The sequence below is a fragment of the Klebsiella sp. CD33 genome (assembly GCF_051992865.1).
GTDB lineage: Bacteria > Pseudomonadota > Gammaproteobacteria > Enterobacterales > Enterobacteriaceae > Klebsiella > Klebsiella pneumoniae.
In genome coordinates this window covers 4,523,246-4,536,106 of the sequence record NZ_CP197023.1, presented here as the reverse complement: position 1 = coordinate 4,536,106, position 12,861 = coordinate 4,523,246, and the positions used below count along the sequence as shown (strand labels likewise).

Sequence of the window (12,861 nt, the reverse complement as noted above, 5' to 3'; positions counted from 1 at the left end):
GCGACTCTCTTACTCTTCGAAGTACCAGTAGCCCTGATTAATCAGCCGCGTCAGTTCGCTCACGAACGCCGGATTCTGCAGGCCGCTGCCGAGCTCTTCCTGGCCTAATGAGGTATAGCGACACAGCGCATCCAGCGCTTCGGCATCGGTGGTGTCGAGTTGTTCGCTATGCACGAAGAAGCTGTCGCCGATATGCAGAACGCGCAGGCCGCTCAGGCGGGAAAGCTTTTCACCACCCAGCAGCGCATCGACCACTTCCTCTTCTTCATACGGTGGTTCTGCCGGCGCAATATCCAGCTCGTGACGCGGGGTGGTGACGAAACTGCCGAACCACTGCTTGAAGTCTTCCGGCTGGCGAATCATATCGATCATCATGGTGCGCAGACGTTCGAGTTCATACTCTTCAACCCGGCCCGGATGCTCGCGGCAGGTGAGGTCCGGATCGCTGTAGTGCTCGCCGCCGAGATCGTTCTCCAGCACATAGTCGGCGAAGCTGCTGATCAGGTCGCGGCCGTTTGGCCCGCGGAAGCCGACGGAGTAGTTCAGGGCGGTTTCGTGGGTTATGCCGTCGTGCGGGAATCCCGGTGGAATATAGAGGATGTCGCCTGGCTGCAGATCTTCATCAATGATCGGTGGGAACGGATCGACGTGCAGCAGTGCCGGATGCGGACAGAACTGACGCATCGGCAGCTTGTCACCCACGCGCCAGCGGCGGCTGCCCATGCCCTGAATAATAAAGACGTCATACTGATCGATATGCGGACCGACACCGCCGCCGGGGACGGAGAAGGAGATCATCAGGTCGTCCAGGCGCCAGTCCGGCAGTACGCGGAACGGACGCACCAGCTCGGCGGCAGGCATATGCCAGTGGTTTACCGCCTGGGCCAGCAGGGACCAACCGGTTTCGCCCAGCCCGTCGAAATGTTCAAAAGGACCATTGCTGGCCTGCCATTTGCCGTTTTTCAGGCTGACCAGTCGGCTGTCGACTTCCGGCTCCATGGCTAATCCGGCCAGCTCGTCCGGAGTAATCGGGTCGACGAAGTCCGGAAACGCGTTTTTTAATACCACCGGCTGTTTCTGCCAGTATTTTTCTAAAAACTCGGGCCAGTTAATGTTGAGTTGATAAGCCATCGATTATTACCAGTAAGAAGAAACGGGCCTGATTATAGAAATGAGGGCCGGGCGGGCGCATTGTCGTGGGTCAAGAGTGATGCTTAATTCACCATCGGCGCGATAATGGCGTTGGGTAAGAGAGAAAATCACATTTTCGCCAAAAACCGATCTTAGCGTAAATTGCGCTGCAGGCCGCATGAACACTGGGATTGCGCCTTTAATGGTAAGAAGATGAATTAGCGAAAAGTTCAAATAATGAGCGGTCGATAAGATTTTTCTATTTTAACGCTTGCTACTTCCGGCGAACTCCCTATAATGCGCTCCCACTGACACGGCAGATGTGAATCACTTCACACAAACAGCCGGTTCGGTTGCAGAGAAAAATCCTGAAAAACGGGTTGACTCTGAAAGAGGAAAGCGTAATATACGCCACCTCGCGACAGAGCGCTAAAGCGCGTCGCAACTGCTCTTTAACAATTTATCAGACAATCTGTGTGGGCACTCAAAGTGACATGGGTTCTTAACGTCCTCGGACGAAAAATGAATACCAAGTCTCAAGAGTGAACACGTAATTCATTACGAAGTTTAATTCTTTGAGCATCAAACTTAAATTGAAGAGTTTGATCATGGCTCAGATTGAACGCTGGCGGCAGGCCTAACACATGCAAGTCGAGCGGTAGCACAGAGAGCTTGCTCTCGGGTGACGAGCGGCGGACGGGTGAGTAATGTCTGGGAAACTGCCTGATGGAGGGGGATAACTACTGGAAACGGTAGCTAATACCGCATAACGTCGCAAGACCAAAGTGGGGGACCTTCGGGCCTCATGCCATCAGATGTGCCCAGATGGGATTAGCTAGTAGGTGGGGTAATGGCTCACCTAGGCGACGATCCCTAGCTGGTCTGAGAGGATGACCAGCCACACTGGAACTGAGACACGGTCCAGACTCCTACGGGAGGCAGCAGTGGGGAATATTGCACAATGGGCGCAAGCCTGATGCAGCCATGCCGCGTGTGTGAAGAAGGCCTTCGGGTTGTAAAGCACTTTCAGCGGGGAGGAAGGCGTTAAGGTTAATAACCTTGGCGATTGACGTTACCCGCAGAAGAAGCACCGGCTAACTCCGTGCCAGCAGCCGCGGTAATACGGAGGGTGCAAGCGTTAATCGGAATTACTGGGCGTAAAGCGCACGCAGGCGGTCTGTCAAGTCGGATGTGAAATCCCCGGGCTCAACCTGGGAACTGCATTCGAAACTGGCAGGCTAGAGTCTTGTAGAGGGGGGTGGAATTCCAGGTGTAGCGGTGAAATGCGTAGAGATCTGGAGGAATACCGGTGGCGAAGGCGGCCCCCTGGACAAAGACTGACGCTCAGGTGCGAAAGCGTGGGGAGCAAACAGGATTAGATACCCTGGTAGTCCACGCCGTAAACGATGTCGATTTGGAGGTTGTGCCCTTGAGGCGTGGCTTCCGGAGCTAACGCGTTAAATCGACCGCCTGGGGAGTACGGCCGCAAGGTTAAAACTCAAATGAATTGACGGGGGCCCGCACAAGCGGTGGAGCATGTGGTTTAATTCGATGCAACGCGAAGAACCTTACCTGGTCTTGACATCCACAGAACTTTCCAGAGATGGATTGGTGCCTTCGGGAACTGTGAGACAGGTGCTGCATGGCTGTCGTCAGCTCGTGTTGTGAAATGTTGGGTTAAGTCCCGCAACGAGCGCAACCCTTATCCTTTGTTGCCAGCGGTTAGGCCGGGAACTCAAAGGAGACTGCCAGTGATAAACTGGAGGAAGGTGGGGATGACGTCAAGTCATCATGGCCCTTACGACCAGGGCTACACACGTGCTACAATGGCATATACAAAGAGAAGCGACCTCGCGAGAGCAAGCGGACCTCATAAAGTATGTCGTAGTCCGGATTGGAGTCTGCAACTCGACTCCATGAAGTCGGAATCGCTAGTAATCGTAGATCAGAATGCTACGGTGAATACGTTCCCGGGCCTTGTACACACCGCCCGTCACACCATGGGAGTGGGTTGCAAAAGAAGTAGGTAGCTTAACCTTCGGGAGGGCGCTTACCACTTTGTGATTCATGACTGGGGTGAAGTCGTAACAAGGTAACCGTAGGGGAACCTGCGGTTGGATCACCTCCTTACCTTAAAGAACCTGCCTTTGTAGTGCTCACACAGATTGTCTGATGAACGTAAAGAAGCAAGGCGTCTTGCGATTGAGACTTCAGTGTCCCCTTCGTCTAGAGGCCCAGGACACCGCCCTTTCACGGCGGTAACAGGGGTTCGAATCCCCTAGGGGACGCCACTTGCTGGTTCGTGAGTGAAAGACGCGTGCCGAACTATCTCAAAACTCATCTTCGGGTGACGTTTGAGATATTTGCTCTTTAAAAATCTGGATCAAGCTGAAAATTGAAACGACACACAGTCAATGTGTGTTCGAGTCTCTCAAATTTTCGCGACACGATGATGTTTTACGAAACATCTTCGGGTTGTGAGGTTAAGCGACTAAGCGTACACGGTGGATGCCCTGGCAGTCAGAGGCGATGAAGGACGTGCTAATCTGCGAAAAGCGTCGGTAAGGTGATATGAACCGTTATAGCCGGCGATGTCCGAATGGGGAAACCCAGTGCAATTCGTTGCACTATCGTTAACTGAATACATAGGTTAACGAGGCGAACCGGGGGAACTGAAACATCTAAGTACCCCGAGGAAAAGAAATCAACCGAGATTCCCCCAGTAGCGGCGAGCGAACGGGGAGCAGCCCAGAGTCTGAATCAGCTTGTGTGTTAGTGGAACGGTCTGGAAAGTCCGACGGTACAGGGTGATAGTCCCGTACACCAAAATGCACAGGCTGTGAACTCGAAGAGTAGGGCGGGACACGTGGTATCCTGTCTGAATATGGGGGGACCATCCTCCAAGGCTAAATACTCCTGACTGACCGATAGTGAACCAGTACCGTGAGGGAAAGGCGAAAAGAACCCCGGCGAGGGGAGTGAAAAAGAACCTGAAACCGTGTACGTACAAGCAGTGGGAGCACCTTTATGGTGTGACTGCGTACCTTTTGTATAATGGGTCAGCGACTTATATTCTGTAGCAAGGTTAACCGTATAGGGGAGCCGCAGGGAAACCGAGTCTTAACTGGGCGTTAAGTTGCAGGGTATAGACCCGAAACCCGGTGATCTAGCCATGGGCAGGTTGAAGGTTGGGTAACACTAACTGGAGGACCGAACCGACTAATGTTGAAAAATTAGCGGATGACTTGTGGCTGGGGGTGAAAGGCCAATCAAACCGGGAGATAGCTGGTTCTCCCCGAAAGCTATTTAGGTAGCGCCTCGTGAACTCATCTTCGGGGGTAGAGCACTGTTTCGGCTAGGGGGTCATCCCGACTTACCAACCCGATGCAAACTACGAATACCGAAGAATGTTATCACGGGAGACACACGGCGGGTGCTAACGTCCGTCGTGAAGAGGGAAACAACCCAGACCGCCAGCTAAGGTCCCAAAGTCATGGTTAAGTGGGAAACGATGTGGGAAGGCACAGACAGCCAGGATGTTGGCTTAGAAGCAGCCATCATTTAAAGAAAGCGTAATAGCTCACTGGTCGAGTCGGCCTGCGCGGAAGATGTAACGGGGCTAAACCATGCACCGAAGCTGCGGCAGCGACACTATGTGTTGTTGGGTAGGGGAGCGTTCTGTAAGCCTGCGAAGGTGACCTGTGAGGGTTGCTGGAGGTATCAGAAGTGCGAATGCTGACATAAGTAACGATAAAGCGGGTGAAAAGCCCGCTCGCCGGAAGACCAAGGGTTCCTGTCCAACGTTAATCGGGGCAGGGTGAGTCGACCCCTAAGGCGAGGCCGAAAGGCGTAGTCGATGGGAAACAGGTTAATATTCCTGTACTTGGTGTTACTGCGAAGGGGGGACGGAGAAGGCTATGTTAGCCGGGCGACGGTTGTCCCGGTTTAAGCATGTAGGCTGGTTGTCCAGGCAAATCCGGATAATCAAGGCTGAGGTGTGATGACGAGGCACTACGGTGCTGAAGTAACAAATGCCCTGCTTCCAGGAAAAGCCTCTAAGCATCAGGTAACATTAAATCGTACCCCAAACCGACACAGGTGGTCAGGTAGAGAATACCAAGGCGCTTGAGAGAACTCGGGTGAAGGAACTAGGCAAAATGGTGCCGTAACTTCGGGAGAAGGCACGCTGGTGTGTAGGTGAAGTCCCTGCGGATGGAGCTGAGACCAGTCGAAGATACCAGCTGGCTGCAACTGTTTATTAAAAACACAGCACTGTGCAAACACGAAAGTGGACGTATACGGTGTGACGCCTGCCCGGTGCCGGAAGGTTAATTGATGGGGTTATCCGTAAGGAGAAGCTCTTGATCGAAGCCCCGGTAAACGGCGGCCGTAACTATAACGGTCCTAAGGTAGCGAAATTCCTTGTCGGGTAAGTTCCGACCTGCACGAATGGCGTAATGATGGCCAGGCTGTCTCCACCCGAGACTCAGTGAAATTGAACTCGCTGTGAAGATGCAGTGTACCCGCGGCAAGACGGAAAGACCCCGTGAACCTTTACTATAGCTTGACACTGAACATTGAGCCTTGATGTGTAGGATAGGTGGGAGGCTTTGAAGCGTGGACGCCAGTCTGCGTGGAGCCAACCTTGAAATACCACCCTTTAATGTTTGATGTTCTAACGTTGGCCCCTTACCGGGGTTGCGGACAGTGTCTGGTGGGTAGTTTGACTGGGGCGGTCTCCTCCCAAAGCGTAACGGAGGAGCACGAAGGTTAGCTAATCCTGGTCGGACATCAGGAGGTTAGTGCAATGGCATAAGCTAGCTTGACTGCGAGCGTGACGGCGCGAGCAGGTGCGAAAGCAGGTCATAGTGATCCGGTGGTTCTGAATGGAAGGGCCATCGCTCAACGGATAAAAGGTACTCCGGGGATAACAGGCTGATACCGCCCAAGAGTTCATATCGACGGCGGTGTTTGGCACCTCGATGTCGGCTCATCACATCCTGGGGCTGAAGTAGGTCCCAAGGGTATGGCTGTTCGCCATTTAAAGTGGTACGCGAGCTGGGTTTAGAACGTCGTGAGACAGTTCGGTCCCTATCTGCCGTGGGCGCTGGAGAATTGAGGGGGGCTGCTCCTAGTACGAGAGGACCGGAGTGGACGCATCACTGGTGTTCGGGTTGTCATGCCAATGGCACTGCCCGGTAGCTAAATGCGGAAGAGATAAGTGCTGAAAGCATCTAAGCACGAAACTTGCCCCGAGATGAGTTCTCCCTGAGACTTTAAGTCTCCTGAAGGAACGTTAAAGACGATGACGTTGATAGGCCGGGTGTGTAAGCGCAGCGATGCGTTGAGCTAACCGGTACTAATGAACCGTGAGGCTTAACCTTACAACGCCGAAGATGTTTTGGCGGGTTTGAGAGAATTTTCAGCTTAGATTCAGAGTTGAGTACGCAATATAAAGAATTGCGTACTGAGCACAAAGAATTTGCCTGGCGGCACTAGCGCGGTGGTCCCACCTGACCCCATGCCGAACTCAGAAGTGAAACGCCGTAGCGCCGATGGTAGTGTGGGGTCTCCCCATGTGAGAGTAGGGAACTGCCAGGCATCAAATAAAGCAGAAAGCCCGGTCGAAAGACCGGGCTTTCTGCTTTATCTGTTGTTTGTCGGTGAGCGCTCTCCAGAGTAGGACAAATCCGCCGGGAGCGGATTTGAACGTTGCGCAGCAACGGCCCGGAGGGTGGCGGGCAGGACGCCCGCCATAAACTGCCAGGCATCAAACAAGTGAAGAGCCCATCCTGTCGGATGGGCTTTTTGCGTTTCTGTCGTCCGGCCAGCGTGCCGGTATGTCTCCCCGGTGGCGCTGCGCTTACCGGGGCTACAAAACCGTACCCCGGACAAAGTGCGCAGCACCGCCTTTATTGCTTCGCAAAATAGCGTGACGAATGCTTGTGGCATGGTCAACCGGATAGTGAATTTACCGGATGATACAAGTCGGAAAATAATTATCAGCAGCTACGATTAATATTATTTCTTTATTTCAGCGCCATTATATTGTGCTCCGGTAAAATAATGATGCGGCCTCTTCCTCCCACAAAATAACGCGTTTACGCTTCAGAAAAAATATTTCCGTGACTGGATACTTCGCTTCCGGATGTATTGTGGCGAACGGTATGCTTCTTCCCTGTTTTTGTCTAAATGAGCTTTATCATTAACACTTTGTTAACTTGATCTGGTTTATATGGCAGCAAATTTGATATACAAAGGGGGATGATTGCCTGTATGGATGCTGCCCGAAATACCTTGCGAAACATATGCAGGTTCTCGGCTGGCAAATGAGAATAGAAATGAAAATCCTGCTTAACTGGTCGCCATTGCGCCAGCTCTTCACTTACATTCAGGAGCGCTTTACCTTTCTGGTGCTGCTCTGCTGGCCAGCGATTATCTGGTTGTTCTGCCGGGTCGGCGTGTGGCTCACCGATAACGTTTATGAACTGCTGGGAAAATCACCCGCCCAGTCCTTCACCGTGTATCTGCAGCCGTTTATGACCCCCGGCACGCTGCTGCGCATCTCCATCAGCTGGGTGGTGTTGCTGTTCATTCTCTTCAGTATGGCGATGGCCTTCACCTGGGGTTTACGTCGCTTTATGAATCGCCATAAATAAACCATTCGGCCGCCGTAAGTCGACGGCCCTTCTTAAGCCTTTATGCCATCTCACCAATAGTCTTACGAAAACGCAGCAACGCGATAGTAAAGAACACTCCGCCGATAGCCAGCAAGGTTAAGAACTGCGGCCAGACGATGGCGAAGCTGGCGCCTCGATACAATATCGCCTGCGCCAGGCTGACGAAGTGGGTGGTCGGCATGGTCAACATAATATCCTGTACCAGCTGCGGCATACTTTCTCGCGGCGTGGATCCGCCGGAGAGCATCTGCAGCGGCAGTAAGACCAGGATCATCAGCAGCCCCAGCTGCGGCATCGAGCGGGCGAGGGTGCCCATAAAAATGCCGATCGAGGTCGTGGCGAACAGGCTGAGCGCCACCCCCAGCATAAACAGGGGAACCGATCCCTCAATGGGTACCTGCAAAATCCCCTGCACCATCAGCACCAGCGACAGCCCGGACACCACCAGCACCACCAGGCCCATCGACCAGATCTTGGCCAGCATAATTTCAAACGGCGTGACCGGCATCACCAGCAGATGCTCAATGGTGCCATGTTCCCGCTCGCGGATCAGCGCCGAACCGGTGAGGACAATGGCCAGCATGGTGATATTGTTGATGATCGCCATCACCGCGCCAAAGCGCTCCTGCTCAAGGTTAGGATTAAAACGCATCCTTACCGCCAGCTCTACCGGCAGCACGCTGTTATCCCGATAGCGGGCGACAAAACTGTTTACTTCGCCGGTGATAATATTCTGGATGTAACCGTTGCCGGTAAAGGCCTGACTCATGCGCGTGGCGTCGACATTGACCTGGATTTCCGGCTGCCGACCGGCCAGTACATCGCGCTGGAAGTTAGGCGGGATGTTGATGGCGAACGTGTAGCGCCCGGCATCCAGCCCGGCGTCCATCTCATCAGCGGTGATCAGCTCCGGCTCAAGAAACCAGGGACGGTAAAAAGCGTTAATAATGCGTGATGAGAGCTGTGATTTATCCATATCAGCAACCGCGATCGGCGCCAGGTGCAGCGAACCGGGCATCACCGTGGCCGAGGAGTACACCGACACGGTAAACGCAAACACGATCAGCACCAGCATCGCTTTATCACCGAGCAGGCTGCGCAGCTCTTTGACGCCAAGATTATAAATATTGCGTAATCCGCGCATCATCCCTCCTGTTTCTTCAGCAGCAGCACGCTCAACCCGAGCACCAGCGGCACCGCAATCAGTAGCGGAATGAATGAGCCCCACAAATCGCTAATATTCAGCGCTTTCGAAAAGGTCCCGCGGGCGATAGTCAGGAAGTGGCTGGTCGGGTAGATTTGCCCAATCCAGCGCCCGGGACCTTCCAGCGAGGCCACCGGATCGATCATTCCGGAAAACTGGGTTGCCGGGATCAGCGTAATAATCGCGGTACCGAAAATAGCGGCGATTTGGCTCTTCATAAAGGTTGAGATCAGCAGCCCCAGACCAGTGGCGATGGTGACATACAGCAGCGCCGCCAGGGTCAGCGTCAGGAAACTCCCCTTATGCGCGACGCCAAAGACAAAAACCGACAATGCGCACAGCAGGAAGAAGTTAAACATCCCCAGTACGATATAAGGCAGCTGTTTGCCGAGCAGGAACTCGCTACGGGTGGTCGGCGTCACGTACAAGTTGATAATCGACCCGAGCTCTTTCTCACGCACTACGCTCAGGGCGCTGAGCATCGCCGGGATCATCATCAGCAGCAGCGGGATCACCGCCGGGACGATGGCCGGCAGGCTCTTCACATCTGGATTGTAGCGATAGCGGGTCTCGATGGAGATGAGCGAGGTATCGCGCTGCGGGCTGCTCTGCCGGCCGGCCATCTCCTGCAGCCAGGCCAGATGCATCGCCTGTACGTAGCCGCGCACGGTTTCCGCGCGGTTGGGCATCGCGCCGTCCACCCACACGCCGATTTGCACCGGCGTGCCGCGGGCGATATCGCGACCAAAGTTCGGCGGGATCTCTATTGCCACCGCCAGCTCGCCGTCGCGCATCCGGCGGTCCAGTTCGTCATAGCTGTGCAGCGGCGCCTGCTCGATAAAGTAGCGTGAACCGGCTATGTTCTGCGACCAGCCCTGGCTGCTGAGGGTTTGATCGCGGTCGAGGACGGCAAAGCGCAGATCCTCAACGTCCATGCTGATCCCATACCCCATGATAAACATCAGGATCACCGTCCCCAGCAGCGCCAGCGTCGATCGTACCGGATCGCGGCGCAGCTCCAGCGCCTCGCGGCGGCTATAGCTAAACAGCCGGCGAAGACTGAAGGCCTGCCGTGGAGCCGTATGTCCGGAATGCGATGCCACAGCAGACGTGGGTTCTTCTGGTACTGGAGAGGACGGCTGGGCCTCTTTAAGCCAGGCGATAAACGCCTCTTCCAGGCTGTTTGAACCGCGCTGCTCGACCAGCGCCTGCGGCGTATCGCTGGCCAGCACTTTGCCGGCGTGCATCAGGGAGATACGATCGCAGCGTTCCGCCTCATTCATAAAGTGGGTGGAGATAAAAATGGTCACCTGATCCTGCCGCGCGAGGTCTACCATCAGCTGCCAGAACATATCCCGCGCCACCGGGTCGACGCCGGAGGTCGGCTCGTCGAGGATCAGCATCTCCGGGCGATGGATGACCGCCACCGCTAACGACAGGCGCTGACGGATCCCCAGCGGCAGATCGGCGGGAAGCGCGTCTTCAACCTCGGTCAGCATAAAGCGCTCGCACATTTCCGCCACCCGGCCGGGGATTTCGCCGTCCGGAATATGGAACAGGCGGGCGTGCAGCTCGAGGTTTTGCCGGACGGTCAGTTCGCTATAGAGCGAGAAGGCCTGCGACATATAACCCACCCGCTGGCGGGTGGCGATATCCTTCGGGTCGACCGGCTGGCCGAACAGCCAGGCTTCACCTTCGCTGGCGGGCAGCAGGCCGGTGAGCATCTTCATGGTGGTGGATTTGCCGCAGCCGTTGGAGCCGAGGAAGCCGAAGATTTCACCGCGGGCGATGCGGAAATTAACGTGGTCGACGGCAACAAAGTTGCCAAAGCGCATGGTCAGGCCGCGCGCTTCGATGGCGATCTCTTCCTCACGGCTGCCGCGCGGTGGGATAACTACCGCCCTATGCGCCTGACGCTGTGCTTCTGGCAGCAGGGCGATAAACGCCTGCTCCAGGGTCTGGCTGCCGGTCTGGGCTTTGAGCTCTGCGGCGCTGCCGGTCGCCAGCACCTCGCCGGCGTTCATCGCCACCAGCCAGTCAAATCGCTCGGCCTCTTCCATGTAGGCGGTGGCCACCAGCACGCTCATCGCCGGCTGGCGCTGGCGAATACTGTCGATAAGCTCCCAGAACTGCGCCCGGGAGAGGGGATCGACGCCGGTGGTCGGTTCATCAAGGATCAGCAGCTGCGGATCGTGGATCAGCGCGCAGCACAGGCCGAGCTTTTGCTTCATCCCACCGGAGAGTTTTCCGGCGGGGCGATCGCGAAACGGCGCCAGCCCGGTACTCTGCAGCAGCTCGTTGATGCGCAGTTCGCGCTCGGCTTTATCGTGGCCGAACAGGCGGGCGAAGAAGTCTACATTTTCATACACCGAGAGAGTGTGATAGAGGTTTTTCCCCAGCCCCTGCGGCATCCACGCGATTTTCGGACACACCTCGCGGCGGTGATGCACATCGCGCATATCGCCGCCAAGCACCATCACGTTCCCCTGCTCGATGGTCCGCGCCCCGGCGATCAGCGAAAGCAGGCTCGATTTGCCGACGCCGTCCGGGCCAATCAGGCCAACCATACGCCGTGCCGGGATCGCCAGACTGATATCGCGCAGCGCGATGGTGGCGCCAAACTGCTGACCAACGTGTTCCAGCAGGGCGACGGGGGGCGAGGTATCCTGCGGCGTTAGTTTCATTGCGGCAACCTCACCGCCAGGGCTTCAGGCCAGGGTTGTTGTTTATCCAGCCGTACGTAAGCCATACCGGGCAGGCCGGTTTTGACATACTCCAGGTGCTGCGCCAGCAGCTCCGGCGGGATACGCGCTTTGACGCGGAACATTAGCTTAAGGCGCTCGTCGCTGGTCTCGACCGTTTTCGGCGTGAACTGGGCGACGCTGGCGACAAAGCTGATATTGGCCGGGATCACCAGATCCGGCGCGGCATCAAGGACCAAGCGCGCTTCGCTGCCGAGCGCCAGCAGACCTGCCTGTTCGGTGGGCAGAAAGAAGGTCATATAGACATCGGCGAGATCGACCATGTTCAGTACCCGGCCACCGGCGGCCAGGACTTCGCCTGGCTCAGCGACGCGATACTGAATGCGGCCGTCGCGAGGGGCTTTCAGCTCGCTATCGTCAATATCGGCGAGGATCCGCCGCTCGGTCGCCTGGGCGGCTTCGACGCGGGTTTGCGCCTGAATAATGCTGGTGCGGGCAGCTTCGATGGCGGCGCGGGCGGCGGAGACCTGGGCTTTCGCCGATTCCAGCGCCGCGCGGGCGCTCTCTGCGGCCGCGCGATCGTCATCCAGCTGCTGGGCGGAGACGGCGCCACGCTGGGAGAGGGCGTTGGAGCGAACATGGCGTTTCGCCGTGGAATCCAGCTCCGCCTGGCGCTGCTTCACTACCGCTTCGCTGGCGCGCATTTCACTTTGTCGCTGATCGAGCAAGGCTCTGGCGGCCAGGACCGCGCTTTCCGCTTCCTTGATTTGCGCGGCGGCTTCAAGACGCTGCTCGTTCAGTACCCGGGTATCCATTCTCGCCAGCACCTCTCCCTGGTGCACGAACTGACCCTCTTTGACCAGAATGGTGTCGATACGCCCGGCGATTTTACTGGCAATATCAACTTCGGTGGCTTCGATTCGGCCGTTGCTGCTGGCAAACCCCGCCGGGAGTCCCGGCGGGCGCAGCAGCCACCATGCGGCGGCGGCGAGCACCACCAGTAAGCCGACAAAATACCCTGCCCAACGTTTCTTTATTTTGTCCATACGCGACTCGCTTGATTCCCTTTGCTGAGTGGTGCGCGTGTTTCCTCCGGCGGGCGGAGCGTCCTTCTTGCGAAGGACGAAAAAGTGGAGGGAGGGCC

Annotated in this window: 5 protein-coding genes, 1 tRNA gene and 3 rRNA genes; 5 read left to right on the top strand and 4 right to left on the bottom strand. The window is 56.1% G+C overall.

Annotated features, from left to right (window positions below):
* Positions 1 to 9: 9 nt before the first annotated feature.
* Complete coding sequence (locus ACR809_RS22225) at positions 10 to 1,131, bottom strand: ribosomal protein uL16 3-hydroxylase (protein ID WP_002887282.1); 1,122 nt, start codon at positions 1,129 to 1,131, stop codon at positions 10 to 12.
* Positions 1,132 to 1,721: 590 nt separating this feature from the next.
* Between ACR809_RS22225 and ACR809_RS22220 the strand changes: the two genes are divergently transcribed.
* The 5 genes from ACR809_RS22220 (at position 1,722) to ACR809_RS22200 (ending at position 7,790) form a co-directional block, all read left to right on the top strand.
* Positions 1,722 to 3,261: ribosomal RNA gene (locus ACR809_RS22220) — 16S ribosomal RNA — on the top strand.
* 85 nt (positions 3,262 to 3,346) lie between these two features.
* Positions 3,347 to 3,422: transfer RNA gene (locus ACR809_RS22215), tRNA-Glu, on the top strand.
* A 190-nt stretch (positions 3,423 to 3,612) separates the two neighbouring features.
* A 23S ribosomal RNA gene (locus ACR809_RS22210) occupies positions 3,613 to 6,515 on the top strand.
* A gap of 101 nt (positions 6,516 to 6,616) precedes the next feature.
* Positions 6,617 to 6,732 (top strand): 5S ribosomal RNA (rrf, locus tag ACR809_RS22205).
* Together the 16S, 23S and 5S rRNA genes with 1 tRNA gene alongside form the textbook arrangement of a ribosomal RNA operon.
* 740 nt (positions 6,733 to 7,472) lie before the next feature.
* Positions 7,473 to 7,790 (top strand): hypothetical protein, encoded by a 318-nt coding sequence (locus ACR809_RS22200; RefSeq protein ID WP_002887322.1) that lies wholly within the window; start codon positions 7,473 to 7,475, stop codon positions 7,788 to 7,790.
* Between the two features lie 40 nt (positions 7,791 to 7,830).
* On the opposite strand, the gene ACR809_RS22195 is transcribed toward ACR809_RS22200, so the two are convergent.
* The 3 genes from ACR809_RS22195 to ACR809_RS22185 are packed head-to-tail and all read right to left on the bottom strand — an operon-like array spanning position 7,831 to position 12,763.
* Positions 7,831 to 8,955 carry an ABC transporter permease gene (locus ACR809_RS22195; RefSeq protein WP_009309136.1) on the bottom strand — a complete coding sequence of 375 codons (1,125 nt, stop codon included), beginning with the start codon at positions 8,953 to 8,955 and terminating at the stop codon, positions 7,831 to 7,833.
* Positions 8,955 to 11,699 (bottom strand): ribosome-associated ATPase/putative transporter RbbA, encoded by a 2,745-nt coding sequence (rbbA, locus tag ACR809_RS22190; protein ID WP_064148323.1) that lies wholly within the window; start codon positions 11,697 to 11,699, stop codon positions 8,955 to 8,957. Before rbbA ends, ACR809_RS22195 begins: the two co-directional genes overlap by 1 nt.
* Positions 11,696 to 12,763, bottom strand: coding sequence for an HlyD family secretion protein (locus ACR809_RS22185; protein ID WP_004192202.1), 1,068 nt, complete (start codon positions 12,761 to 12,763; stop codon positions 11,696 to 11,698). The genes rbbA and ACR809_RS22185 overlap by 4 nt, the downstream gene beginning before the upstream one ends.
* Between the last annotated feature and the right edge of the window lie 98 nt (positions 12,764 to 12,861).